This is a genomic window from Planomonospora sp. ID82291 (assembly GCF_015711645.1).
Taxonomy (GTDB): domain Bacteria; phylum Actinomycetota; class Actinomycetes; order Streptosporangiales; family Streptosporangiaceae; genus Planomonospora.
On record NZ_JABTEX010000001.1, the window covers coordinates 1,247,294 to 1,273,610 of the forward strand.

Below are 26,317 nucleotides of genomic sequence, written 5' to 3' on the forward strand. Positions count from 1 at the left end.
CTTGACTTTCGTCTTTTCACTCGGGTTCGGGGAGGCCGGCCCCCTTCGGGACCGGCCTGGCAGGTGACTACTCGCCCCGGACCTTCGCGACGATCTCCTTGGCGATGTGCTGGGGCACTTCCGCGTAGGAGTCGAACTGCATGCTGAAGCTCGCACGTCCCTGCGTCTTGCTACGGAGGTCGCCCACGTAGCCGAACATCTCAGAGAGCGGCACGATCGCCTGGACGACGCGGGCGCCTGCGCGCTCGTCCATCGCCCGGATCTGCCCGCGACGACCGTTGAGGTCGCCGATGACGTCACCCATGTAGTCCTCGGGGCTGATGACCTCGACGGCCATCACCGGCTCCAGGATTACGGCGTCCGCCTTGCGCGCGGCCTCCTTGAAGGCCATCGAGCCAGCGATCTTGAAGGCCATTTCGGACGAGTCCACCTCGTGGTAGGCGCCGTCCTGCAGGGTGACCTTCACCCCGACCATGGGGTAACCGGCGAGAACACCGAACTCGGCGGCCTCCTGGGCGCCCGCGTCGACCGACGGGATGTACTCCCGCGGGATGCGGCCACCGGAGACCTTGTTCTCGAACTCGTACCCGTCGTTGCCCTCGCCCAGCGGCTCAATGTCGATGATGACCTTGGCGAACTGGCCGGAACCACCGGTCTGCTTCTTGTGGGTGTAGTCGACCTTCTCCACCTTGCGGCGGATGGTCTCCCGGTAGGCCACCTGCGGCCGGCCGACGTTCGCCTCGACCTTGAACTCGCGGCGCATCCGGTCGACGAGGATCTCCAGGTGGAGCTCGCCCATGCCCCAGATGACCGTCTGACCGGTCTCCTCGTCACGGCGGACCTGGAAGGACGGGTCCTCCTCGGCCAGCCGCTGGATGGCGGTGCTCAGCTTCTCCTGGTCGCTCTTCGTCTTGGGCTCGATCGCGACGTTGATGACCGGGGCCGGGAACGTCATCGACTCCAGGACGACCGGGTGGGCCGGGTCGCACAGGGTGTCACCGGTGGTGGTGTCCTTCAGGCCCATCACGGCGACGATCTGACCGGCGTGCGCGGACGGGCGCTCCTCGCGCTTGTTCGCGTGCATCTGGTAGATCTTGCCGATCCGCTCCTTCTTGCCCTTCACCGAGTTGACCACCGCGGTGCCGGTCTCGAGCGTGCCCGAGTAGATGCGGATGTAGGTGAGCCGGCCCAGGTGCGGGTCGCTCATGATCTTGAAGGCCAGTGCGGAGAACGGCTCGCTCACGTCCGCGTGACGCTCGATGACCTCCGCCTCGTCCTTGACCGAGTGGCCCTTGAAGGCCGGGATGTCGGTCGGCGCGGGCAGGTAGGCGACGATCGCGTCGAGCAGGGGCTGAACGCCCTTGTTCTTGAACGCGGTGCCGGTCAGGACCGGGTTGATGGCGCTGGACAGCGTGGCGCGGCGGATCGCCGCGACCAGCTGCTCCTCGGTGGGCTCGACGCCCTCGAGGAAGAGCTCCATCAGCTCGTCGTCGTTCTCGGCGACGGTCTCGACGAGCTTGTCACGCCACTCGCGGGCCGCCTCGGCGTGGTCCGCCGGGATGTCCACGGTCTCGTACATCTCACCCTTGGCCGCCTCGGCGCTCCAGAGCAGGCCCTTCATCTTCACCAGGTCGATGACGCCCTTGAAGCCGGCCTCGACGCCCCAGGGAAGCTGGATGACGGCGGGCGTGGCGTTCAGGCGGTTGACCATCATGTCGACGCAGCGGTGGAACTCCGCGCCGACCCGGTCCATCTTGTTGACGAAGCAGATGCGCGGCACGCCGTAGCGGTCGGCCTGACGCCACACCGTCTCGGACTGGGGCTCGACGCCCGCCACTCCGTCGAACACGGCGACGGCACCGTCGAGGACACGCAGCGAGCGCTCCACCTCGATGGTGAAGTCCACGTGACCAGGCGTGTCGATGATGTTGATCGTGTGACCGAGCCATTCGCAGGTGGTCGCGGCGGAGGTGATGGTGATACCACGCTCCTGCTCCTGCTCCATCCAGTCCATGGTGGCTGCGCCCTCGTGGACTTCACCGATCTTGTACGTGATACCGGTGTAGAACAGGATGCGCTCGGTCGTCGTGGTCTTGCCCGCGTCGATGTGGGCCATGATCCCGATGTTGCGGACCTTGGCCAGGTCAAGAGCGGTCATAGTGGCCACTTCTCTCGCGTCCTCGTCGTCTCGTCGAACCCGCTGTTACCAGCGGTAGTGGGCGAAGGCCTTGTTGGACTCGGCCATCTTGTGGGTGTCCTCGCGCTTCTTGACGCTCGCGCCGAGGCCGTTGCTGGCGTCGAGGAGCTCGTTCATGAGGCGCTCGGTCATGGTCTTCTCGCGGCGGGCGCGGGAGTACTGCACCAGCCAACGCAGGGCCAGGGTGGTGCTGCGCGCGGCGCGCACCTCGACCGGGACCTGGTAGGTCGCGCCACCGACACGGCGGCTGCGCACCTCGAGGGTGGGCTTGACGTTGTCCAGCGCGCGCTTCAGGGTGACGACCGGGTCGTTGCCGGTCTTCTCCTTGCACCCCTCCAGGGCGCCGTAGACGATCGACTGCGCGATGGAGCGCTTGCCGTCCAGGAGCACCTTGTTGATGAGCGCGGTGACCAGCGGCGAGTTGTGGACCGGGTCAGCCATGAGCTGACGACGGCCAGGAGAACCCTTGCGAGGCATTCTTACTTCTCCTTCTTCGCGCCGTAACGGCTACGGGCCTGCTTGCGGTTGCGGACACCCTGGGTGTCGAGCGAACCACGGATGATCTTGTAGCGAACACCCGGCAGGTCCTTCACACGACCACCGCGGACGAGCACGATGCTGTGCTCCTGGAGGTTGTGGCCGACGCCCGGAATGTAGGCCGTGACCTCGATGCCGTTGGTGAGCCGGACACGCGCGACCTTGCGCAGCGCCGAGTTCGGCTTCTTGGGGGTCGTGGTGTAAACGCGCATGCAGGTGCCGCGTCGCTGGGGGCTGGCCTTGAGCGCCGGGGTCTTGGTCTTGGTGACCTTGTCCTGGCGGCCCTTGCGGACCAGCTGCTGAATCGTAGGCACCGCGTCTCCGTTCGTGCTTGCCGGTAATTCGAATGGTCGTTCATTTCGCAGGTACTGCCGGTGTCATGACCTGCTGGTTTTCCGTCCACTCCGACCCACGCGGTCGGGCGTGTCGCGCTCTTGTCGCGCCACTCCCGAGCTAGGCCGGCCCAGTGGGGGGGATCACGCGACGCCTCTGTCGACTCCCCGTCGGGAAACCCGCCGACGCGCACGCGTGAGGGCCCATGAAGCCACGGGCACGAAGTTAGAGACTACCCAGTCAAGCGCAACACGTCAAAACCGCTGCACCTCACCGGGCGCGGTTGCACGCGTCCGAATCCGTGTCGTGACTCCCGCGACCGGCTTCCAGCCGATCACTGTCGGGTCCCCGCATGAGTTTACCCGTTGCGAACGACCTCTCCGGCCGTTCTCCTCATAACGTACAGCTTTCGCCGCAAAGATCAGGTCAAGCCGTACCAACGGATACGGCGTCCGGCTCCCCGAAGGGCGCCGGACGCCGTATCACGTCCTACCGGAGGCGAACCGGTCAGCGGTTGTACTGGCCGAAGTCGTACTCCTCCAGCGGCACGGCCTCACCCGAGCCCGAGCCGAACGTGTAGTCCGCGGCCGAGCCGTCGTAGCCGCCGACGGTGTACATCGCGGCCTTGGCCTCCTCGGTGGGCTCCACCCGGATGTTGCGGTACTGCGGCATGCCCGTACCGGCCGGGATGAGCTTTCCGATGATGACGTTCTCCTTGAGACCGAGCAGCGAGTCCGACTTGGCGTGGATCGCCGCGTCGGTGAGCACCCGGGTGGTCTCCTGGAAGGACGCCGCCGACAGCCACGACTCGGTGGCGAGCGAGGCCTTGGTGATGCCCATGAGGACCGGGCGTCCGGAGGCCGGCGTCCCGCTCTCCGCCACGCACTCGCGGTTCATCCGCTCGAAGCGCGGCCGCTCGACGAGCTCACCGGGGAGCATGTCCGTGTCGCCGGACTCCAGCACGTTCACGCGCTTGAGCATCTGACGCACGATGATCTCGATGTGCTTGTCGTGGATCGACACACCCTGCGAGCGGTAGACCTGCTGGACCTCCGCCACCAGGTGCAGCTGCACGGCCCGCGGGCCGAGGATGCGCAGCACCTCGTTGGGGTTGACGGCACCGGCGATCAGCTGCTGGCCCACCGAGACCCGCTGGCCGTCGGAGACCAGCAGACGCGACCGCATCGACACCGGGTAGGCGATCTCGTCCGAACCGTCGTCCGGCGTGATCACGATCTTCCGGGTCTTGTCGGTCTCGTCGATGCGGACCCGGCCCTCGGCCTCGCTGATCGGCGCGACGCCCTTGGGGATGCGCGCCTCGAAGAGCTCCTGCACACGGGGCAGACCGTGGGTGATGTCCGCACCCGCCACACCACCGGTGTGGAAGGTGCGCATCGTCAGCTGCGTGCCCGGCTCACCGATCGACTGGGCGGCGATGATGCCGACCGCCTCGCCGACGTCCACCAGCTTGCCGGTCGCGAGCGAACGGCCGTAGCAGGTGGCGCAGACACCGATCTTGGCCTCGCAGACGAGGGCGCTGCGGGTCCTGACGGTCTCCACACCGGCCTCGACCAGTGCGGTCACGTGGGTGTCGTTGATGTCGACGCCCGCCGGCACGACGACCTTGCCGTCCACCTCGACGTCCTCGGCCAGGATGCGGCCGTGCACGTTGCTCTCGGCGTTCTCCGCCTTGACGAGGTTGCCGGAGGCGTCGCGCTCGCCGACGTGCAGCGGGACCGCGCGGTCGGTGCCGCAGTCGATCTCGCGGATGATGACGTCCTGCGCGACGTCCACCAGACGACGGGTCAGGTAACCCGAGTCGGCGGTCCGCAGCGCGGTGTCCGCCAGGCCCTTCCGCTGTCCGTGGGTGGAGATGAAGTACTCCAGCACCGACAGGCCCTCGCGGAACGAGGCCTTGATCGGCCGCGGGATCGTCTCGCCCTTGGTGTTGGACACCAGACCGCGGATGCCGGAGATCTGGCGGACCTGCATCAGGTTTCCTCGGGCGCCCGACTGGACCATCATCCAGACCGGGTTGGTCTTCGGGAACGCCTTCTGCATGTCGTCGGTCACGTCACTGGTCGCGTGCGTCCAGATCTCGATGAGCTCCTGGCGGCGCTCCTCGTCCGTGATGAGACCGCGCTCGTACTCGCGCTGGACCTTGTCGGCCCGGCGCTCGTACGACTCCATGATCTCGGCCTTGTTCGGCGGCGCGATGACGTCCTCGATCGAGATCGTCACACCGGCGCGGGTGGCCCAGTAGAAGCCCGCGTCCTTGAGCGCGTCCAGCGCGGCCGCGACCTCGACCTTCGGGTACTTCTCCGCCAGCTCGTTGACGATGACCGAGAGCTGCTTCTTGCCGACCTGGAAGTTCACGTACGGGTAGTTCGCCGGCAGCGTCTGGTTGAACAGGCAGCGGCCCAGCGTGGTCTCCAGGCGGTAGGAGTCGCCCGGCTCCCAGCCCTCGGGGGCCGACCAGCCGCGAGGCGGCGGGACGTCGCCCTTCAGCCTGATCTGGATCTTGGCCTGGATGTCCAGCTCGCGCCGGTCGAAGGCCATGAGCGCCTCGGAGACCGAACCGAAGACCCGGCCCGCGCCGGCGGCGTTCTCGTCGTCGTCCTTGATCGTGGTCAGGGAGTAGAGACCGATGATCATGTCCTGGGTGGGCATGGTCACCGGCTTGCCGTCGGCCGGCTTCAGGATGTTGTTGGTGGACAGCATCAGGATGCGGGCCTCGGCCTGGGCCTCGGCCGACAGCGGCAGGTGCACGGCCATCTGGTCGCCGTCGAAGTCCGCGTTGAAGGCGGTGCAGACCAGCGGGTGGATCTGGATGGCCTTGCCCTCGACCAGCTGCGGCTCGAAGGCCTGGATGCCCAGGCGGTGCAGGGTGGGCGCGCGGTTGAGCAGCACGGGGTGCTCGGTGATGACCTCTTCGAGGACGTCCCACACGACCGGGCGGGCCCGCTCCACCATGCGCTTGGCCGACTTGATGTTCTGCGCGTGGTTCAGGTCGACCAGGCGCTTCATCACGAACGGCTTGAACAGCTCCAGCGCCATCTGCTTGGGCAGACCGCACTGGTGCAGCTTCAGCTGCGGGCCGACGACGATGACCGAACGGCCGGAGTAGTCGACGCGCTTGCCCAGCAGGTTCTGGCGGAAGCGGCCCTGCTTGCCCTTGAGCATGTCGCTGAGGGACTTGAGGGGACGGTTGCCGGGCCCGGTGACCGGGCGGCCGCGGCGGCCGTTGTCGAACAGCGCGTCGACGGCCTCCTGGAGCATCCGCTTCTCGTTGTTCACGATGATCTCGGGCGCGCCGAGGTCGAGAAGGCGCTTGAGGCGGTTGTTCCGGTTGATCACCCGGCGGTACAGGTCGTTCAGGTCCGAGGTCGCGAACCGGCCGCCGTCGAGCTGCACCATCGGGCGCAGGTCCGGCGGGATGACCGGGATGCAGTCGAGGACCATGCCGTTGGGCGAGTTGCGCGTGTTCAGGAACGCGGAGACGACCTTGAGGCGCTTGAGCGCGCGGGCCTTCTTCTGGCCCTTGCCGCTGCGGATCGTCTCGCGGAGGTTCTCCGCCTCGGCCTCGAGGTCGAAGTTGGACAGGCGCTCCTGGATCGCCTGGGCGCCCATGCCGCCGCGGAAGTAGCGGCCGAAGCGGTCGCGCATCTCGCGGTAGAGCAGCTCGTCGCCCTCGAGGTCCTGGACCTTGAGGTTCTTGAAACGGCTCCAGACCTCGTCCAGCCGGTCCAGCTCGCGCTGGGCCCGGTCGCGGAGCTGGCGCATCTCGCGCTCGGCGCCCTCGCGGACCTTGCGGCGCTGGTCGCCCTTGGCGCCGGCGGCCTCCAGCTCGGCCAGGTCGGACTCGAGCTTCTTCTGCCGGGCCTCGACGTCGGCGTCGCGGCGCTGCTCGACGTGCTGGCGCTCGACGGAGATCTTCGCCTCGAGCGACGGCAGGTCGCGCTCACGCAGGTCCTTGTCGACGTGCGTGATCATGTAGGCCGCGAAGTAGATGACCTTCTCGAGGTCCTTCGGAGCCAGGTCGAGCAGGTATCCCAGACGGGACGGGACGCCCTTGAAGTACCAGATGTGCGTGACGGGCGCGGCCAGCTCGATGTGGCCCATCCGCTCGCGGCGCACCTTGGCACGGGTCACCTCGACGCCGCAGCGCTCGCAGATGATGCCCTTGAAACGGACGCGCTTGTACTTACCGCAGTAGCACTCCCAGTCCCGGGTCGGACCGAAGATCTTCTCGCAGAAGAGTCCGTCCTTCTCGGGCTTGAGGGTCCGGTAGTTGATCGTCTCGGGCTTCTTGACCTCGCCGTGCGACCACTGGCGAATGTCGTCGGCCGTCGCGAGGCCGATCCGAAGCTCGTCGAAGAAGTTGACGTCCAGCACTTGTATTCCCCTCCTCAGCTTCTAGATCAGACCTCTTCGACACTGCTCGGCTCGCGCCGGGACAGGTCGATGCCGAGCTCTTCCGCCGCGCGGAAGACGTCCTCGTCGGTGTCGCGCATCTCGATGGACATGCCGTCGCTGGAGAGCACCTCGACGTTCAGGCACAGCGACTGCATTTCCTTGATGAGGACCTTGAACGACTCGGGGATGCCCGGTTCGGGGATGTTCTCGCCCTTGACGATGGCCTCGTAGACCTTCACCCGACCGAGGACGTCGTCGGACTTGATCGTCAGCAGCTCCTGGAGGGCGTAGGCGGCGCCGTACGCCTCCAGCGCCCACACCTCCATCTCGCCGAACCGCTGGCCGCCGAACTGGGCCTTACCGCCCAGCGGCTGCTGCGTGATCATGGAGTAGGGGCCGGTCGACCGCGCGTGGATCTTGTCGTCGACCAGGTGGAGCAGCTTCAGGATGTAGATGTAGCCGACCGAGATCGGGTGCGGGAACGGCTCGCCGGACCGGCCGTCGAAGAGCCGGGCCTTGCCGTTCGGGCCGACCATCCGCTGGCCGTCCCTGGTCATCAGGGTGCTGTCGAGGAGACCGACGATCTCCTCCTCGCTGGCGCCGTCGAACACCGGCGTGGCGACGTTGGTGCGCGGCTCGACCTGTCCGAAGCCCTTGTCGCGCAGCCGCTCGGCCCACGCCTCCTCGATGCCGGAGATGTCCCATCCTCTGGCGGCGATCCATCCGAGATGGGTCTCCAGGACCTGGCCGACGTTCATCCGGCCGGGCACGCCCAGCGGGTTGAGGATGATGTCGACCGGCGTGCCGTCCTCGAGGAAGGGCATGTCCTCCACGGGGAGGATCTTGGAGATGACGCCCTTGTTGCCGTGCCGGCCGGCGAGCTTGTCACCGTCGGTGATCTTGCGCTTCTGGGCCACGTAGACGCGGACCAGCTCGTTGACGCCGGGGGGGAGCTCGTCGCCCTCCTCGCGGCTGAACACGCGCACCCCGATGACCTTGCCCTGCTCGCCGTGGGGCACCTTGAGGGAGGTGTCGCGGACCTCGCGCGCCTTCTCACCGAAGATCGCGCGGAGCAGGCGCTCCTCGGGGGTCAGCTCGGTCTCGCCCTTGGGCGTGACCTTGCCGACGAGGATGTCGCCGGGGACGACCTCGGCGCCGATGCGGATGATGCCGCGCTCGTCGAGGTCGGCCAGGACCTCCTCGGAGACGTTCGGGATGTCCCGGGTGATCTCCTCGGGGCCCAGCTTGGTGTCGCGGGCGTCGACCTCGTGCTCCTCGATGTGGATCGAGGACAGGACGTCGTCCTGGACCAGGCGCTGGGACAGGATGATCGCGTCTTCGTAGTTGTGGCCCTCCCACGGCATGAACGCCACGAGGAGGTTCTTGCCGAGCGCCATCTCGCCGTCGTCCGTGCACGGACCGTCGGCGATGACCTGGTTGACCTCGATGCGGTCGCCCTCGGCCACGATCGGCTTCTGGTTGAAGCAGGTGCCCTGGTTGGAACGCTTGAACTTGGCGACCCGGTAGGTGGTGCGGGTGCCGTCGTCGTTCATGACGGTGACGTAGTCGGCGGAGACCTCCTCCACCACACCGGCCTTGTCGGCGGTGATGACGTCGCCGGCGTCGGTGGCGGCGCGGTACTCCATGCCGGTGCCGACCAGCGGAGCCTCGCTCTTGAGCAGCGGCACCGACTGGCGCTGCATGTTGGAGCCCATCAGCGCGCGGTTGGCGTCGTCGTGCTCGAGGAACGGGATCATGGCGGTCGCCACGGACACCATCTGGCGTGCCGAGACGTCCATGTAGTCGACCTCGTTGGCCCGCAGGGACTCGAACTCGCCGCCCTTGCGGCGGACGAGGACGCGGTCCTCCAGGAAGGTGCCGTCGGCGCCGATCGGCGTGTTCGCCTGGGCGATGACGTACCGGTCCTCCTCGTCGGCGGTGAGGTAGTCGACCTGGTCGGTGACCCGCCCGTCGACGACCTTCCGGTACGGCGTCTCCACGAAACCGAAGGAGTTGACCCGGCCGAAGGAGGCCAGCGAGCCGATCAGACCGATGTTCGGCCCTTCCGGCGTCTCGATCGGGCACATGCGGCCGTAGTGCGAGGGGTGCACGTCGCGGACCTCGAAGCCCGCGCGCTCACGGGACAGACCGCCGGGGCCCAGCGCGGACAGGCGGCGCTTGTGCGTCAGCCCGGCCAGGGGGTTGGTCTGGTCCATGAACTGCGACAGCTGGGAGGTGCCGAAGAACTCCTTGATCGACGCCACCACGGGGCGGATGTTGATCAGGGTCTGCGGCGTGATCGCCTCGACGTCCTGGGTGGTCATCCGCTCGCGGACGACGCGCTCCATGCGGGCCAGGCCCAGGCGGACCTGGTTCTGGATGAGCTCCCCGACGGTGCGCAGGCGGCGGTTGCCGAAGTGGTCGATGTCGTCGGTCTCGACGACGACCTCGCGGCCGGAGGCGCCGTTCATCGCGACCTCGCCCGCGTGCAGCTTGACGATGTACTCGATGGTGGCGACGATGTCCTCTTCGGTCAGCGTCCCCTGCGTGATCTCGCTGTCGGCCCCGAGCTTCTTATTGATCTTGTAGCGGCCGACCTTCGCCAGGTCGTAGCGCTTGGGGTTGAAGTACAGGTTCTCGAGCAGGGTCTGCGCCGACTCCCGGGTCGGCGGCTCGCCCGGACGCAGCTTGCGGTAGATGTCGAGCAGGGCGTCGTCCTGGCCGGCCGTGTGGTCCTTCTCCAGGGTGGCGCGCATCGACTCGTACTGACCGAAGCGCTCGAGGATCTGCTCGTTCGTCCAGCCCAGCGCCTTGAGCAGGACCGTGACGGCCTGCTTGCGCTTGCGGTCGATGCGGACGCCGACGCTGTCGCGCTTGTCGATCTCGAACTCGAGCCAGGCGCCCCGCGAGGGAATCACCCTGCAGCCGTACAGGTCCTTGTCGGAGGTCTTGTCGATGCTGCGATCGAAGTAGACGCCCGGCGACCGGACCAGCTGGGAGACCACGACACGCTCGGTGCCGTTGATGATGAAGGTGCCCTTGCCGGTCATGAGCGGGAAGTCGCCCATGAACACGGTCTGGCTCTTGATCTCACCGGTGGTGTTATTGATGAACTCCGCCGTGACGAACATCGGGGCGGAGTAGGTCATGTCCTTGTCTTTGCACTCATCGACTGAGTACTTTGGCGGCTCGAACCGGTGGTCCCGGAACGACAGGGACATGGTTCCGGAGAAGTCCTCGATGGGACTGATCTCCTCGAAGATCTCTTCGAGACCCGACTGGGCCGGAACGTCCTTGCGCCCGGCCTGGCGAGCCGCCTCGACCCGCCCCTTCCACTTCTCGTTGCCGAGCAGCCAGTCGAAGGACTCGGTCTGCAGGGCGAGAAGGTCAGGAACTTCGAGCGGCTCCTGAATCCGTGCAAAAGACACACGACGGGGACCAGCGGGTACGGCGGAGGCGTTGCGCGAGGCTGCCAACAGATGTCCTTCCGAGGGCTCGCGGCGGACTGACTACACGCACGCCAGACGACCATGCATCAGAGCACCAAAAGAAGCGGGTCGTCAAAGGGCAGCGCAAAGGGGCAGTGTAGCCGAACGGCACACGCCTGTCCACTTCAGTCTCGCTGCATGCTCCACGTTGGTCGCAGCATCGCTCGTCGGAGCCGAAACGTCAAGCCCGGAATCCCGCCTTCCAGCCGGGGAACCGCCGGGACCCTGGGAGTTCTCCCCACCGGCCGGCCGGGCACACCGCCGCCCCCCGGACGATGCCCGCGCCCCGGAGAGGTTAACGCCCGGACGCCCGACGGCTCGAACCCCGGCCGATAACCGACCGACGATCGACGCTGCCATGGTGGGTGTACCCCTGATCGCGGATTTCTCAAACACAGGATTTGCCAACAATTGGATAACGCGCCGTGCCCGAACGGGGAGATCACGGCGGCGGAGGGTCCCCGAGCAGCGTGGACAGCTCCGCGACCAGCCACCGGGAGTCCTTCCTGACCATCACGAACCGGGCCCGGCTCTGGCTGACCTGGCGGCGCGGCGCCTTCTCTCCTGCGACGATCTTCGTGGTGCTCACGTTCATGAACAGCAGCACCTCGACCCGGTCGCGCCCCGCCGACTCCACCGCCGCGCCCGAGACCGCCACCGACTGCACCGCCTGCTGCCGCCGGGCCGTCGGCGCCAGGGTCGTGGAGAGCCTCCTGTAGTGCTCGGTGAGCTCCCCGGTGGCGTATCCCGCCGCCCTCGCGAGGTCCTGCTCGATCGTCCGGTGGTCGTAGGAGAGCATGTCCGCGGCGACGGACCGGACCGCCGCGAGCGCCTCCCTTCCGGCCTCCTCGTCCGCGCGGAGCCGGCTCAGATCGGCGAACATGACGCCGACCGCCACCGCGAGCACCAGCGCCACGGCGGTCAATACCCCGCCGACCAGCAGGGAAACGCGCGTCACGGGACCAGCTCCGCCTTCGACACGAGCCACGTGCCTCCGGTCCTGGTGACGTCCATCGTCCACCGGTAGAACCGCTCCTGTGGGGCGTCCTCGCCCCCGTCCCACTCGATCACGGCGTCCCCGACCACCATCACCCGGGCGGTGTCCCCCTTCAGCGCGACGAGTCCCACCGCGCGCAGGGCCCCGGTCTGGACCACCTTCTCCTCCGTCGTGGTCCTCCGCAGCGCCTCGGCGGTCCTGGTGTACTCGGCCCTGGCCGACCCGGTGGAGGTGCTCAGAATGCGCCCGACGTCGGCGTCGATGGTCCGGTAGCCCACCGAGAGCAGGTTCATCGCGTGCGCCCCCGCGGCGCGCAGCGCCGCCTCCCGGTCGTCCTCCGCCGCCTGCGCGTCGCGCAGTCGCCCGCCGGTCCACAGGGCCGCCGCGAGCAGCACGGTGATCAGCACGCCGAGAACGGGCCCGGCGACCCGCAGCGGGCGGGACGACCCGCCGGCCTCCACTGCCATGCTCGTCTCCCGTCACGCGGCCGGGCGGTGGCCGAAGGCCGTGTACGAACCGGCCGTACACGCCGAAAGGCTCCCGATCGCCGGATCATAACCCGGCGGGCGGGTCCTCAGCGGGCCTTTCCCGACCTCTCCCGGACGCGTCCACGCGACGCCGCCGCCACGGCCCTGCCCGGGGCACCGTCCAAGGCCCTGCCCGGGGCACCGTCCAGGGCCCTGCCCGGGGCACCGTCCAAGGCCCCGGTCCGCAGCGGGCGGCCGGTCCTGCCCGGACGGCGGAACGACGCGCACGGACGGGGATCGGGCGTCACCCGTCGCCGCGGGCGTGGGCCGCGACGAGCCGCGGGTACTCCTCCAGCCAGTTGCGCCCCCGCTCGTCCACGAACGAGTTCGGCGGAGGGATGACCCCGTTGGCCGCCAGCCACGCGCCCGGAGGACGCTGGGTACGGCGCATCCGGTTCTCGCTCGGCATGAGCTGCGGCGGGATCGGCGGCAGCACCCCCGGGTCGTGTCCCAGCTGCGCCTCGGCCTCCAGCTCGGAGACGTCCTTCTCCTCCGACATGCCGATCGGACCGTGCCTGCGGGCGTTGAGGAACTGGCGCACCACCGGCTCATCGCTGGAGAGCAGCATCTCCCGCGGCCCGAACATGATCAGCTCCCGCCGGAACAGCAGGCCGATGCCGTCGGGGACCGTCCGGGCGGTGTTGATGTCGTGCGTGACGATGAGGAAGGTCGCCTCGGTCTCCGCGTTGAGGTCCACGATGAGCTGGTTCAGGTAGGCCGTGCGGACCGGGTCCAGACCCGAGTCGGGCTCGTCGAACAGGATGATCTCGGGATCGAGCACCAGCGCCCGCGCCAGCCCCGCGCGCTTGCGCATGCCGCCGGAGATCTCCCCGGGAAGCTTTCCCTCGGCGCCGACCAGGCCGACGAGGTCCATCTTCTCCATCACGATGCGGTGGATCTCCGTCTCGCTCTTGCGGGTGTGCTCGCGCAGCGGGAAGGCGACGTTGTCGTACAGGTTGAGCGAGCCGAACAGCGCCCCGTCCTGGAACAGCACGCCGAACAGCCTGCGGAGCTCGTACAGCGTGTTCTCGCGGCAGTTGGCCAGGTCGTGCCCGTCGATCCAGATGTGCCCGCGTTCGGGCCGCAGCAGGCCGACGAGGGACTTCAGGAAGACGGACTTGCCCGTGCCGGAGGGGCCGAGCAGCACCGAGATCTCACCGGCCGGGAGCGTCAGCGTGACGTCCTCCCAGATCACCTGCCTGCCGAACGACTTCGTCAGGCCCTCGACCACGACTTCCACGCCCACGCGCCGTCCTCCAGAAGACCGGTCCGCCCACTTCGGCGGCGGGCCGCCCGGCCGACCGGATCCGCCGGCCGTCCACCGCCCGTTACCGCATGGCTATCAGACCGTTCATCCAACAACAAGAGGCGGAGCGCAGCGCCGCCGGACCCGTGGCGGGATCCCGGCGTCCGGACCGGGGAGCGCGCGCCGCACCGCCGTCACCGCGGACGCGCAGAGGGCGGGTCCACCGGCACCTGGTGGACCCGCCCTCTGCGGTGAAGCGGACTACTTGACGCTGACGGTGGCGCCGGCGGCCTCGAGGGCGGCCTTGGCCTTCTCCGCCTGCTCCTTGTTGACCTTGTTCTCGAAGACCGGCTTCGGAGCGCCGTCGACCAGGTCCTTGGCCTCCTTGAGGCCCAGGCTCGTCAGGGCGCGGATCTCCTTGATGACCTGGATCTTCTTGTCACCGGCGGCCTCGAGGACGACGTCGAACTCGTCCTGCTCCTCGGCCTCCTCAGCGGCGGCACCGCCACCGGCGGCGGGGGCGGCGGCAACGGCGACCGGGGCGGCGGCCTTGACGTCGAAGGTCTCCTCGAAGAGCTTCACGAAGTCGGACAGCTCCAGGAGGGTCATCTCCTTGAAAGCGTCGAGCAGCTCGTCGGTGCTGAGCTTCGCCATGATTTCCTCCGTATGGGGATCTAACTGATGAGAATTGGGACCGCGGTACGTATGCGCTAATCCCCTGGGACCGCCTGCGCGGACCTACTCGCCGGCCTCCGCGCGCTTGGCGCGCAGAGCCTCGGCCAGCTGAGCCATGTTGGTGGGCAGCGCGTTGAAGACAGCGGCCGCGTGGCCCTGCTTCGCCTTCAGAGCGCCGGCCAGCTTCGCGAGGAGGACCTCGCGCGACTCGAGGTCGGCAAGCTTGCTGATCTCGGCCGGGGTCATCGCCTTACCGTCGACGACACCGCCCTTGATGACCAGGAGGGGATTGGCCTTGGCGAAGTCACGCAGACTCTTGGCAGCCTCGACCACGTCGCCCTTGACGAACGCGATCGCCGACGGGCCCGCGAGCAGGCCGTCGAGCTGGCTGATCCCGGCCTCATTGGCCGCGATCTTGGTCAGCGTGTTCTTCACCACGGCGAAATTCGCATTCTCACCGAGAGCAACGCGCAGCTGCTTGAGCTGGGCGACGGTGAGACCGCGGTACTCGGTCAGAACGGCAGCGCTGGAGCCTTCGAAGCTGCTCTTCAGCTCGGCTACAGCCGTTGCCTTTTCCGCCTTCGCCATGGGCCTCCTTCCAGATGTGCCGCCGGCAAAGGCCCATGAATGAGAACAAGCCCCGGCGCAGGCGCACGGGGCTCACATAAGGAAATCAATCCAGATGAAAACTCACATCACACCTGCGCAGGCCGTCCACTGACGTGGATCCTTGGGCCGCCAGGCCATGAGGCCCGACGACGACCGGCGGTCTTCGGCGTTGGACATCCTACGCGCCTCGGAGAGCGGATGCCAAACCGCGACTCCGGCACCGTCCCGCTCCCCCTCCGGCACCGTCCCGCTCCCCCTCCGGCGCGGACACGCGTACGGCCCGCGCCCCGGCCGGACAGTCCCGGGGCGCGGGCCGTACACGGGCTCAGTTGCCGCCCGAGCTCTCCCGCGGCTTCTCGCCGAGGTCCTTCGGCAGGTCGCCCACCTGGTCGGCGGGCGGGGCCGCGATCGTGACCGGCTCGTTGAAGTCCTGGAAGTGCGCCGCCATGGTGAACGAGGCGCCCTGCTCGGCGCCGCTCAGCGTGACCTTGCGGGGCAGGCTCTGCGCGTCGGCCCACAGGTCGAACTTCACGTTCTTCGCCTCGGCGAACCGGCCCTGGAGCTGCTCGCGGTCGGCCGGGTCCAGCGCCTTCGCGGCCTCGGCCACCGGGAAGGTGCCGCTGTAGTGGGTGGTCTCCACTCCGCCGACCGTCTCCGTGCCGACGGCCTTGACGTCTTTCGAGGCCGTCAGCAGCTTGACGGTGCCCGGCAGGTCGAACTGCTGGGCCTGGTCCATGAGCCCTCGGACCTCGGCCTGGTCGCCGGCGTCCAGGTCGGCGGTCGACACCTTGACCCAGGGCTTGGTCCCGCCGGTGAACCGGGTCAGCAGGTCCGACTTCACGTAGACCGTGTCACCGAGCAGGATGGCCCGCGCCCCGCCGGGCACGTTCTGCTCGCCGAAGGAGATCACGTCCAGCGTGATGTCCGTCGCCAGCTGGGGCTTGCTCTGGTAGACCATGCGGCCCTGGACCTTGCCGGCGCCGTGCTCGCCGTCCTTGGCGTCGAACACCAGGTCGGCGGAGTAGGAGGTGACCTCCTCGGCCTTCTGGGCGCTCTGCTGAACCGCCTCGGCCGCCGCCAGCTTCACGTTCCCGAGGGAGGCGGCGCCTTGCGCACCGCACCCCGCGACCCCGATCAGCGCGGCCGTTCCCAGCGCCAGCGCGGGAACCAATCGGCGCATCCGTCCTCACACCCCTTCGTAATCCCCCAATGAACTTGTCTACGAGACTATGCCTCGCGGAGGCGGAGCGCTTCGGCCGCAAGAACGAAGAAGGGCCTCGACCGAATGGCCATTCGGTCGAGGCCCTCTACGACGGACGTCTGATAGATCAGGCGTCGAGGTCGGCGGTCATGCCGCGCGTCACGTTCGGGTCGACCGGGATGCCGGGGCCCATGGACGTGGAGAAGGTGATCTTCTTGAGGTAGCGGCCCTTGGCCGCCGACGGCTTGAGACGCAGCACCTCGTCGAGGGCGGCGGCGTAGTTCTCGATGAGCTGACGCTCGCCGAACGACACCTTGCCGATGATGAAGTGCAGGTTCGCGTGCCGGTCGACACGGAACTCGATCTTGCCGCCCTTGATGTCGGTGACGGCCTTGCCGACCGCCGGGGTGACGGTGCCGGTCTTGGGGTTCGGCATCAGACCGCGCGGGCCGAGGACGCGGCCCAGACGGCCGACCTTGCCCATGAGGTCCGGGGTGGCGACGACCGCGTCGAAGTCGAGGCGGCCCTTGGCGACCTCGTCGATCAGCTCGTCGGCGCCCACGATGTCGGCGCCCGCGGCACGGGCCTCCTCGGCACGGTCGCCGGTCGCGAAGACCAGGACCCGGGCGGTCTTACCGGTGCCGTGCGGGAGGTTGACGGTGCCGCGCACCATCTGGTCGGCCTTGCGGGGGTCGACGCCCAGCCGCAGGGCGACCTCGACGGTCGCGTCGAACTTGGCGACGTTGGTCTCCTTGGCCAGCTTCGCGGCCTCGGCCGGGCTGTACAGGTTCTCGCGGTCGATCTTGCCCGCTGCGTTGCGGTGGCCCTTGCTGCGCTTCACTTGCTCACTCCTGTGGATCCGAGTGTCCGTGGTACGGGCCAGCGCCTGGCCCCTCCACTCGCTTCGAGGTTGGTGGTGGTGAACGCCTAGTCGGCGATCGTGATGCCCATCGACCGGGCGGTGCCGGCGATGATCTTCTCCGCCGCCTCGATGTCGTTGGCGTTGAGGTCCTGCATCTTCGTCTCGGCGATCTGGCGCAGCTGCTCGCGGGTGAGCTTGCCGACCTTGTCCTTCTGCGGGACGGCCGAGCCCTTCGTCACACCGGCGGCCTTCTTGATCATCTCGGGCGCCGGGGGCGTCTTCGTGATGAAGGTGAAGCTGCGGTCCTCGAAGATGGTGATCTCAACGGGGATGATGTTGCCGCGCTGGGCCTCGGTGGCAGCGTTGTACTGCTTCACGAAGTCCATGATGTTGACGCCGTGCGGACCGAGGGCGGTACCGACCGGCGGAGCGGGCGTGGCCTGGCCAGCGGGAAGCTGGACCTTGACCAGTGCCGCGATCTTCTTCTTAGGAGGCATGGTTCTCTCCGGGTCCTAATCGGGGTGATGCGGCTCCCACGCAGACGCGGGGAGCGTGCCGACGGGCCGCGCTTCGCGAAGCACGGCCGTCGAACGTCTTAGTTTATGTGACGGTTCAGATCTTCGAGACCTGGTTGAACGAGAGCTCGACCGGGGTCTCGCGACCGAAGATCGAGACCAGCACCTTGAGCTTCTGCGACTCGGCGCTGATCTCGCTGACCGTCGCGGGCAGGGTGGCGAAGGGGCCGTCCATGACGGTGACCGACTCGCCCACCTCGAAGTCGACGGTCGCCGCGGTGGTCTTCGTGGTCGTCTTCTTGGTCTCCTCGCTGGGCTCGGGGGCCAGCAGCTTGGCGACCTCGTCGATGCTCAGCGGGCTCGGCTTGTTCGACAACCCGACGAAGCCGGTCACGCCGGGCGTGTTGCGCACCGCGGACCAGGACTCGTCGGTGAGCTCCATCCGGACCAGCACGTACCCGGGCAGCACCCGCTCCTTGACGAGCTGGCGCTTGCCGCTCTTCACCTCGGTCACGTGGTGCGTGGGCACCTCGACCTGGAAGATGAAGTCCTCCATGTTGAGGGACTGCGTGCGGGTCTCGATGTTGGCCTTCACGCGGTTCTCGTAACCGGCGTAGGAGTGGATGACGTACCACTCGCCGTACTGGCCGCGCAGGTGGCGCTTGAACTCCTCGACCGGGTCCACGTCGGGAAGGACGTCACCGTCCTCGTCGACGGCACCGGCCGGGACCTCCTCGGCGTCGGCGTCATCGGACTCGGCGTCATCGGCGTCGGTGTCGGCGTCATCGGACTCGTCACGAGCCTCCCCGGACTCGTCACGAGCTCCGGACCCGTCGACCTCTTCGGATGCGCCGAGCGAACCCTCCGCGGCGTCGACGGCCTCTTCCGGCTCGCCCTCCCACTCGTCGCGGGACTCGCCGGCCGACTGTGAAGACTCGGACACGGTGGCTCTTTCTCTTTTCGTCGATGGGCTGACTGGACTTGCGGAAGGGCTGGGGTCACGGCGGGACGGGCCCGCCGGATGCCGGCTCAGGATCCGCCGAAGATCCTCAGCACGCCCTCGGTGAACAGCGCATCGAGCCCGGCCACGATCCCGACCATGATCAAAACGAAGACCAGGACGATGATGGTGTAAGAAATGAGTTCCTTGCGCGTGGGCCAGATGACCTTGCGCAGCTCGGCGACGATCTGCCGATAGAAGAGGGCGGGAGAAGTGCGCTTCGGCTTCTTCTCACCGCTCGGCTTGCCTGCGGTTTCGCCGCGCGTGTCGATCGCCACAGTCCTCACCTGATCCGTCGTGTCCAACGCATGTCTGCGGCGCGCTAGACGCCCTGATGCGCGGACCGCTCCTCGCAGGGCACGAGGGACTCGAACCCCCAACCGCCGGTTTTGGAGACCGGTGCGCTACCAATTGCGCTAGTGCCCTAAGACATGAACCACCATACCCCGGTTGACCCGAAGTTTGTCCGCGGCTCACCGGTCTTGACCGCCGAACCACGCGTACGGCGGGAAGACCATGCCGGAGTCTACGGGGGAATGGGCCCCGCGTCGAACCGGAAACCCGCCCGCAGATCACAGGACGGGTAACGGAACGGTCACGGCCTTCCCTCGCCGCCCGGCGGGACGGCCGCAGGCACGTCCGCACGGCGGATGCGCGACGGCGGCGGCGTGACGGGTCTGTAACCATGGAGGCATGACCCGTCCTCGTATCTCCGCCCGTATCTCCGCGATATCCGAGTCCGCCACGCTCGCCGTGGACGCCAAGGCCAAAGCGATGAAGGCGGCGGGCCGCCCGGTCATCGGCTTCGGCGCCGGTGAGCCGGACTTCCCGACCCCGGACTACATCGTCGAGGCCGCCGTCGAGGCGTGCCGCGTCCCCAGATTCCACAAGTACACGCCCGCCGGCGGGCTCCCCGAGCTCCGGCAGGCCGTCGCCGACAAGACCCTCCGCGACTCCGGCCACCGGGTCGGCGCGTCCCAGGTCCTGATCACCAACGGCGGCAAGCAGGCGGTCTACGAGGCCTTCGCCACGCTGCTCGACCCGGGCGACGAGGTCCTGGTCGTGGCCCCCTACTGGACGACCTACCCCGAGGCGATCAAGCTGGCCGGCGGCGTCCAGGTCGACGTGGTGACCGACGAGACCACCGGCTACCTGGCGAGCGTGGAGCAGCTGGAGGCCGCCCGCACCGACCGCACGAAGGTCCTGCTGTTCGTCTCGCCGTCCAACCCGACCGGTGCGGTGTACCGCCCGGAGCAGGTCGAGGCGATCGGCCGCTGGGCCGCCGAGCACGACCTGTGGGTCGTCACGGACGAGATCTACGAGCACCTCACCTACGGCGACGCGGTCTTCTCCAGCATCGCCACCGCCGTCCCGGAGCTGGGCGACCGGGTCGTCGTGCTGAACGGCGTCGCCAAGACCTACGCGATGACCGGCTGGCGGGTGGGCTGGCTGATCGGCCCCGAGGACGTCGTCAAGGCGGCGGCCAACCTGCAGTCGCACGCCACCTCCAACGTCTCCAACGTGGCCCAGGCCGCCGCCCTGGCCGCGGTCACCGGCGACCTGTCGGCGGTGACCCGGATGCGGGAGGCCTTCGACCGCCGCCGCCGGACGATGGTCCGCATGCTCAACGAGATCCCGGGCGTGGTCTGCCCCGAGCCCGAGGGCGCCTTCTACGCCTACCCCTCGGTCAAGGCGCTGCTGGGCAAGGAGTTCGGCGGCAGGCGCCCGCAGACCTCCGCCGAGCTCGCCGAGATCATCCTGGAGGAGGCCGAGGTCGCGCTCGTCCCCGGTGAGGCCTTCGGCACCCCCGGCTACTTCCGCCTGTCCTACGCGCTCGGCGACGAGGACCTGGTCGAGGGCGTCAGCCGGGTGGCCAAGTTCCTGAGCCAGGCCGGCTAGCCGTACCCGCCGCCGGCGTGCCGCGACCTCCGCGGCCGCCGGCGGCCGCGGACGGCGCCCCTGGAACGACGAGTGCCGCGGACGGCGCCCCCGCCGGCGCGTACGGCGTGCGGCGGAGCCCCGCAGGAGGCGGGCGCGTCAGAAGGCGAGCCCCTGGAGGGCGTGTTCCACGGCGGTCCGCAGATCCGTCGAACGTCCCGTCTCGATGAGCCGGTCGTGCTCCTCCCTGTCGTTGCGGGCGAGCAGCTTCGCCTCGGAGCGCCGTAGCAGCTCGGTCAGCACGGGAGAGCGCAGGGACGGCACCCCGGCGTTCTCGCGGGCGGTGGCCGCCGCGCCGAGGAGGAACAGGGCCAGGGTGTCGTGCGCGTCGCCCTCGGCGATCACCGCGAACACCTCCAGCCCCTCGGTGAGGCAGATGTCGTCGTCGAACATCCGGGCGCCGCGGAGGGACTCGCGGACGGACGCGGTGGCCGCCGCGGTGTTGTCGAGGATGTGCTCGGCGAGCCCGAGGATCAGGTCGAGACGGGCGAGGGTCCAGTAGTCGCGGTAGGAGGCGCAGAGTTCGCGGCCCTCCCGCAGGACCGCCGTCGCCCGGGCGTACTCACCGGAGAGCATCATGCCGGTGGCCACGACGGTGTAGGTCGGCAGGAACCCGGGGAAGACGTCGCCGGACGAGCGGTGGCGCTCCCGGGCGTCCTTGATGAGCCACAGGGCCTTTCCCACGTCGCCCCTGGCGACGGCCAGGTGCGACTGGAAGTGGCTGACGTAGGGGACCAGGTCCACGGCCCCCTCCCAGTCGCTCGTCGCGCACTCGGCGAGGGTGCGCTCGGCGTCCTCGACGTCCCCGCGCTGGATCGACATCCAGGTCTGCACCCACAGCGCCTTGAGCCGCTCGGCGGAGGGCCGCCGCTCCAGGTCCAGACCGCGCCGGAGCAGTTCGTACCCCAGGGCCGGCCGGCCGCAGCAGACCCACAGGAACCACAGGTTGCCGACCAGTTCCAGGCCCTTGCGGCGCTCCTCGGGCCGGGCGTAGCAGTCTTCCGCGGCCTCGCGCAGGTTGGCGAGGTCGGGGAGGATCCGGTGGTACCAGCCGAGCTGGTCGCTCCGCCAGCCCGCGGTGGCGCGCGTGGACAGGTGCAGGAAGTGGTCGCGGTGGCGGCGCCGGGCCTCCTCGGTCTCGCCAAGGTCCTCCAGCAGCGCCGCGCCGAACGCCCTGACGGTGTTCGGCAGGCGGTGGCGGACGCCGCCGCCGTCCTTCTCCGCCAGCAGGACGGACTTGTCGGACAGGCCGCGGAGCGCACCGAGGACCTGCTCGACGGCGAGGCCTCCGTAGGCGCACACGTGCTGGGCCGCCTCGGCGTCGAAGCTCCCGGAGAAGACCGACACGCGGGCCCACACCAGGCGCTCCTCCGGGTCGCACCGGTCGTGGCTCCAGCTCAGCGCGGCTCCCATGGAACCGTGCCGCCCGGCGTCCGGGCGGTCCGCGAAGAGGTCGGCCGCGGCGGGGTCGGGGGCCGCCGCCGCCAGCTCGATCGCCAGCGGGAGGTTGTCGAGCCGCCGGCAGACCTCGGCCGGGTCGGCCCCGCCGAGTCCGTCACCGGCCAGCTCGGTGAGCAGGTCGACGGCCTCGTCCTCCGACAGGCCGCCGAGCTGGTAGGTGTGCTCGCCGGTGAAGCCGAGACGCTGCCGGCTGGTGGCCAGGACGCGCAGCACGCCGACCTCGCGCAGCAGCCGGTCGGCCAGGACCCCGGCGGTGCCCGCGACGCGGTCGCAGTCGTCCAGGACGATCATCCGCGGCCGGGAGAGCAGCTCGACGGCCACGGCGTCGAAGGCGGACGTGCCCGGACGGACGCGGACGCCGAGCGCGCGGGCGAGCGTCCCGGTCAGGCCGGGGAGGTCGTCCGGCGCCTCGGACAGGTCGAGGAGGCACACGTATCCGGGGGACGTCTGCTCCATCGCGTCGGCCAGGCGCCGCGCGAGAGTGCTCTTGCCCGCTCCGGCGACGCCGGTCAGGGTGAGCTGGCGCCGCCTGCCGAGGAGGCTGCGGATCTCGGTCCACTCCGCACGCCTGCCGATGAAAAGATCCGCTCCCACTGCATCCCCGGCGCCGTCCCGACCACTCATAACGCCCCAACTCTCGCACGGGCCCGAGGCCGGACGACAGCATTCGGGAAATTCCGTGATCTTTTCTCTTCGTCACCGCCCGCCGTCATGGCGCGCCGCGCCCGCCGGCCTCCGCCCGCCCGGCGCACGGACACGCCCGCGGGTCGAGCGGCTCCGGCCCGCCGGGCCGCGCGGGTACGGCACCATATGGAAATGCCACGTCCGCTCAGCGCCCTGCCCAAGGCCCACCTGCACCTGCACTTCACCGGCTCCATGCGGCACACCACCCTGATCGAGCTCGCGCGCGAGCACGGGCTGCACCTCCCGGACGCCCTGGTGCAGGACTGGCCGCCGAAGCTGCGGGCCACCGACGAGCGGGGCTGGTTCCGGTTCCAGCGCCTCTACGACATCGCGCGCTCGGCCCTGCGGCGTCCGGAGGACATCTACCGGCTGGTGCGGGAGACCGCCGAGGACGAGGCGGCCGAGGGCTCGGCGTGGCTGGAGATCCAGGTGGACCCGTCCGGATACGCCCACCGGTTCGGCGGGCTCACCGCCACCATGGAGCTGATGCTCGACGCCGTGCACCGGGCCGCCGCGCACGCCGGGATCGGGATCGCGGTGGTGGTCGCCGCCAACCGGACCCGGCACCCGCTGGACGCCAAGACGCTCGCCCGCCTCGCCGCCCGGTACCTGGACCGGGGGGTCGTCGGGTTCGGGCTCTCCAACGACGAGCGGCGGGGCCGGGCCCGCGACTTCGACGGGGCGTTCCGGATCGCCCGGCGGGCCGGGCTGATGGCCGTGCCGCACGGCGGGGAGCTGCTGGGCGCGGCGAGCGTGGCCGAGTGCGTGGACGACCTGGGCGCCGACCGGGTGGGGCACGGCATCCGGGCGACGGAGTCGCCGCGGCTGATGGAGCGGCTCGCCGACCGGCAGATCGCCTGCGAGGTCTGCCCGACGTCGAACGTCGGGCTGGGAGTGACCGAGCGGGCCGAGGACGTGCCGCTGCGGCGGCTGTTCGACGCCGGGGTGCCGATCGCGCTGGGCGCCGACGACCCCCTGCTGTTCGGCTCCCGGCTGCTGGCCCAGTACGAGCTGGCCCGACGGGTGTACGGCTTCCGCGACGCGGAGGTGGCGGAGCTGGCCCGGCAGTCGATTCGGGCCTCGGCCGCCCCCGAGCAGGTGCGCAAGGAGCTGCTGCACAAGGTGGACGCCTGGCTGGCCGCACCTGGCGACCAGCCCGGCGATCAGTCGAGGGCGTAGGCCACCGCGGAGTCGGGGTCGTCGTCGTGGCCCTCGGCGAAGACCGTGTCGTAGGCGTCGTCGCCGAGCAGCTGGCGGGCGGTGCGCTCGGCGACGGTCCGCGGCTCGGACATGCTCTCCGAGCCGAACCCGCGCAACCCGAACGCGGCCCACAACCGCATGCCGGACCCCTGGAGCCGGGCCGTACGGTAGCCGTCGCCCTGGACGGCGGCGATGACCGCCAGCTGGTCGAGGGCCAGCGCCACGCCGGTGGTGTCCCGCAGGCGCCACTTGGCGGCGAGCGACTGGCGGGCGGCCAGCTCGGCCTCCTCCACCCGGCCGAGGCCGAGTTGGGCGATGGAGAGCACGTAGTCGCCGGTGGCGCGGGCCCAGCGCTCACCGCGGTCGTCGCAGAGGCGCTGCACCTCCTGCAGCACGGTGATGGCCTTGGCGAAGTCACCGCGCCACGTGGCCGCCATGGCTGCGGTCACCAGGGCGAGCGGCTCGCTCACGGTCATGGTCTGGGCCTTCCGGAAGTACTCGAGGACGAGCTCGACGCCCGGCTCCACCTCTTCGAGGGCGCCGACGCAGAGCGAGCGGACGGCCAGGCGGAGCCGTGCGTGCCCCGCGGCCTCGTAGTCGCCCCACCGCAGGGCCGCGGCCAGCGCGGTCTCGGCGCGGCGGCGGCCGGACTCCAGGTCGCCCTGGGCCATGGCCACGCAGCCGTCGGCCCACAGGAGCTTGGGCAGGCCCGGGTCGGCGGGGGAGGTGGCCGCGATCGCCCGCCGCATGTAGTAGCGGCCCTCGCGCAGACGGCCCAGGCAGAACCAGAGGATCCAGAGCGCCCCGGCGAGCTCGGCGGAGGTGCCCGCCCCGGAGGGGGAGCGGGAGTCGAGGACGACGCGGAAGTTGGTGATCGCGAAGTTGAGCCGCCGGGCCCACGCCTCCTGATCGGGGCCGTACCAGCCGGCGTCGGCCCGGCGGGCCAGGTCGAGGTAGTGGCAGCGGTGCCGCTCGGCCAGCAGGTCCTCCTCGCCGAGCCGGACGAGCTGCTCCCTGCCGTACTCCCTGATGGTGTCGAGCTGGCGGTAGCCGCCGGGGACCCTGATCAGCAGCGACTTGTCCACCAGGACGGCCAGCAGGTCCGGCACGCCGGTCAGCCGCCCGTCACCGCAGACCCGGTCGGCCGCCTCGGCGTCGAAGCTCCCGGCGAAGACCGACAGACGCGCCCAGAGCAGGCGTTCGGCGGGCGTGCAGAGTTCGTGGGTCCAGCCGACCGCGGTGCGCAGCGTCTGGCTCCGGGAGACCAGGGCCCGGTTGGCCGAGAGCGCGGCGAAGCGGCCGTCCAGCCGCTCGGCGAACCGCTCCACCGATGTGTTCCGCAGCTGCCCCGCGGCCAGCTCGACGGCGAGGGGGATGCCGTCCAGCCGCCGGCAGATCCGGGCGGCGGCCTTCAGCCCCGCCCCGTCCAGGGTCAGGCCGGGCGCGGCCGTGCCGGCCCGGTCGAGGAAGAGCCGGAGCGCGTCGTCGTCCCGCAGTCCTCCCGGTGCTCCTCCGGCCTCCGCGGCGGCGGGGTCGGGCGTGCGGAACGGCTCGACGGGCAGCAGGGTCTCGCCGTCCAGGCCGAGGGGCCGGCGGGAGGTGGCGATGATCCGCACGCCGGGGGCGCGGGCCAGGACGCGGGTGAGGAGCTCGCGGCAGGCGGGCAGGAGGTGCTCGCAGGTGTCCAGCAGGAGCAGGAGCCGCTTGCCCGCCAGGAACTCCACCAGCACCTCGGACTGGGAGCGGGTGGACTCCTCGCGGAACCCGAGGACGGCCGCGACCGTGTGGGCGAGCAGGTCGCCGTTGCGCTCGCCGGAGAGCTCGACCAGCCACACCCCGTCCAGATAGGCGTCCCGGCACTCCTCGGCCGCCCTGACGGCGATCCGTGACTTGCCGACGCCCTCGGCGCCGGTGACCGTGACCAGCGGCGCCTCGGCCAGGAGCTTCACCAGCTCCCTCACCTCGGTCTCGCGGCCGACGAAACTGCTCGTCTCCGCAGGGAGGTTCCCACGCCACCACGGGTTCGGTTCCATCGATTCCAGCTCCTTCCGCGTACCAGGAATAACATCCGGTCAAGGTCACGGGCCGTATATGAAACCGTTTCAGGGTGGAGATTTTCCCCCCCGGAGGAAATCAGCCCTCCATTGCGGAATTGAATCTTCTCCCGGGCGTCGACAATATTCATTGTTGCCCGCATTTAAATACCAATGCCGACCAAATGCCCATAAATGACACAAAAGGGGAACCTTGAAGATCGATGCAGCCGAGGGCGGGACCGCCGGCCTCGCGCACCGCTCCTCCGCGCCCCCTCCGCCGGGACCGCCGGATGTCCCCTTCGGGGAGTTTGGGGAGTCGGCCGAGGGGAACGACTACTAGACTCTGGCTGTCCGTATCCGTGGCTCCGTGCCGCGGTTTTCTGCGAGCTGGACGG

Annotated in this window: 19 protein-coding genes and 1 tRNA gene; 2 read left to right on the forward strand and 18 right to left on the reverse strand. The window is 69.4% G+C overall.

Annotated features, from left to right (window positions below; translation table 11 throughout):
- Positions 1 to 67: 67 nt before the first annotated feature.
- From fusA to HS045_RS05425, 16 genes are all read right to left on the reverse strand, one after another.
- The gene (fusA, locus tag HS045_RS05350; RefSeq protein WP_196450026.1) at positions 68 to 2,158 is read right to left on the reverse strand and encodes an elongation factor G; all 2,091 of its coding nucleotides are present in this window, start codon (positions 2,156 to 2,158) and stop codon (positions 68 to 70) included.
- 45 nt (positions 2,159 to 2,203) lie between these two features.
- Positions 2,204 to 2,674 carry a 30S ribosomal protein S7 gene (gene rpsG, locus HS045_RS05355; protein WP_068896530.1) on the reverse strand — a complete coding sequence of 157 codons (471 nt, stop codon included), beginning with the start codon at positions 2,672 to 2,674 and terminating at the stop codon, positions 2,204 to 2,206.
- A gap of 2 nt (positions 2,675 to 2,676) precedes the next feature.
- A complete protein-coding gene (rpsL, locus tag HS045_RS05360; protein ID WP_012887826.1) occupies positions 2,677 to 3,048 on the reverse strand; it encodes a 30S ribosomal protein S12 in 372 nt (123 codons plus the stop codon).
- A gap of 526 nt (positions 3,049 to 3,574) precedes the next feature.
- The gene (locus HS045_RS05365; protein ID WP_196450027.1) at positions 3,575 to 7,462 is read right to left on the reverse strand and encodes a DNA-directed RNA polymerase subunit beta'; all 3,888 of its coding nucleotides are present in this window, start codon (positions 7,460 to 7,462) and stop codon (positions 3,575 to 3,577) included.
- 26 nt (positions 7,463 to 7,488) lie between these two features.
- Positions 7,489 to 10,959 carry a DNA-directed RNA polymerase subunit beta gene (rpoB, locus tag HS045_RS05370; RefSeq protein ID WP_196450028.1) on the reverse strand — a complete coding sequence of 1,157 codons (3,471 nt, stop codon included), beginning with the start codon at positions 10,957 to 10,959 and terminating at the stop codon, positions 7,489 to 7,491.
- 454 nt (positions 10,960 to 11,413) lie between these two features.
- Positions 11,414 to 11,929, reverse strand: coding sequence for a hypothetical protein (locus tag HS045_RS05375; RefSeq protein ID WP_196450029.1), 516 nt, complete (start codon positions 11,927 to 11,929; stop codon positions 11,414 to 11,416).
- Positions 11,926 to 12,435 carry a hypothetical protein gene (locus HS045_RS05380; RefSeq protein WP_196450030.1) on the reverse strand — a complete coding sequence of 170 codons (510 nt, stop codon included), beginning with the start codon at positions 12,433 to 12,435 and terminating at the stop codon, positions 11,926 to 11,928. The genes HS045_RS05375 and HS045_RS05380 overlap by 4 nt, the downstream gene beginning before the upstream one ends.
- 304 nt (positions 12,436 to 12,739) lie before the next feature.
- Positions 12,740 to 13,741 (reverse strand): ABC transporter ATP-binding protein, encoded by a 1,002-nt coding sequence (locus HS045_RS05385; RefSeq protein WP_196450031.1) that lies wholly within the window; start codon positions 13,739 to 13,741, stop codon positions 12,740 to 12,742.
- Between the two features lie 261 nt (positions 13,742 to 14,002).
- Positions 14,003 to 14,395 carry a 50S ribosomal protein L7/L12 gene (gene rplL, locus HS045_RS05390; RefSeq protein ID WP_068896524.1) on the reverse strand — a complete coding sequence of 131 codons (393 nt, stop codon included), beginning with the start codon at positions 14,393 to 14,395 and terminating at the stop codon, positions 14,003 to 14,005.
- Between the two features lie 84 nt (positions 14,396 to 14,479).
- Entirely contained in the window at positions 14,480 to 15,004 is a 525-nt protein-coding gene (rplJ, locus tag HS045_RS05395) for a 50S ribosomal protein L10 (protein ID WP_196450032.1), read from the reverse strand.
- Between the two features lie 346 nt (positions 15,005 to 15,350).
- Positions 15,351 to 16,205 (reverse strand): LppX_LprAFG lipoprotein, encoded by an 855-nt coding sequence (locus tag HS045_RS05400; protein WP_196450033.1) that lies wholly within the window; start codon positions 16,203 to 16,205, stop codon positions 15,351 to 15,353.
- A gap of 148 nt (positions 16,206 to 16,353) precedes the next feature.
- Positions 16,354 to 17,067: a 50S ribosomal protein L1 gene (gene rplA / locus HS045_RS05405; RefSeq protein WP_196450034.1), complete on the reverse strand. Its 714-nt coding sequence runs from the start codon at positions 17,065 to 17,067 to the stop codon at positions 16,354 to 16,356.
- Between the two features lie 86 nt (positions 17,068 to 17,153).
- Positions 17,154 to 17,585: a 50S ribosomal protein L11 gene (rplK, locus tag HS045_RS05410; protein ID WP_068896520.1), complete on the reverse strand. Its 432-nt coding sequence runs from the start codon at positions 17,583 to 17,585 to the stop codon at positions 17,154 to 17,156.
- A gap of 115 nt (positions 17,586 to 17,700) precedes the next feature.
- Entirely contained in the window at positions 17,701 to 18,546 is an 846-nt protein-coding gene (gene nusG, locus HS045_RS05415; protein WP_196450035.1) for a transcription termination/antitermination protein NusG, read from the reverse strand.
- Positions 18,547 to 18,632: 86 nt separating this feature from the next.
- On the reverse strand, positions 18,633 to 18,881 hold the full coding sequence (gene secE / locus HS045_RS05420) for a preprotein translocase subunit SecE (RefSeq protein WP_196450036.1): 249 nt from the start codon (positions 18,879 to 18,881) through the stop codon (positions 18,633 to 18,635).
- A 75-nt stretch (positions 18,882 to 18,956) separates the two neighbouring features.
- A tRNA-Trp gene (locus HS045_RS05425) sits at positions 18,957 to 19,029 on the reverse strand.
- Positions 19,030 to 19,296: 267 nt separating this feature from the next.
- On the opposite strand from HS045_RS05425, the gene HS045_RS05430 reads away from it, so the two are divergent.
- A complete protein-coding gene (locus HS045_RS05430; RefSeq protein WP_196450037.1) occupies positions 19,297 to 20,502 on the forward strand; it encodes a pyridoxal phosphate-dependent aminotransferase in 1,206 nt (401 codons plus the stop codon).
- Between the two features lie 138 nt (positions 20,503 to 20,640).
- Here HS045_RS05430 and HS045_RS05435 read toward each other — a convergent pair whose 3' ends face one another.
- Positions 20,641 to 22,596, reverse strand: coding sequence for an AAA family ATPase (locus HS045_RS05435; protein WP_196450038.1), 1,956 nt, complete (start codon positions 22,594 to 22,596; stop codon positions 20,641 to 20,643).
- A gap of 222 nt (positions 22,597 to 22,818) precedes the next feature.
- Here HS045_RS05435 and HS045_RS05440 point away from each other — a divergent pair, with 222 nt between their 5' ends.
- On the forward strand, positions 22,819 to 23,865 hold the full coding sequence (locus HS045_RS05440) for an adenosine deaminase (RefSeq protein WP_196450039.1): 1,047 nt from the start codon (positions 22,819 to 22,821) through the stop codon (positions 23,863 to 23,865).
- Here HS045_RS05440 and HS045_RS05445 read toward each other — a convergent pair.
- Positions 23,850 to 25,919: a LuxR family transcriptional regulator gene (locus tag HS045_RS05445; protein ID WP_196450040.1), complete on the reverse strand. Its 2,070-nt coding sequence runs from the start codon at positions 25,917 to 25,919 to the stop codon at positions 23,850 to 23,852. The two genes, HS045_RS05440 and HS045_RS05445, sit on opposite strands and share 16 nt — an antisense overlap.
- Positions 25,920 to 26,317: the final 398 nt, after the last annotated feature.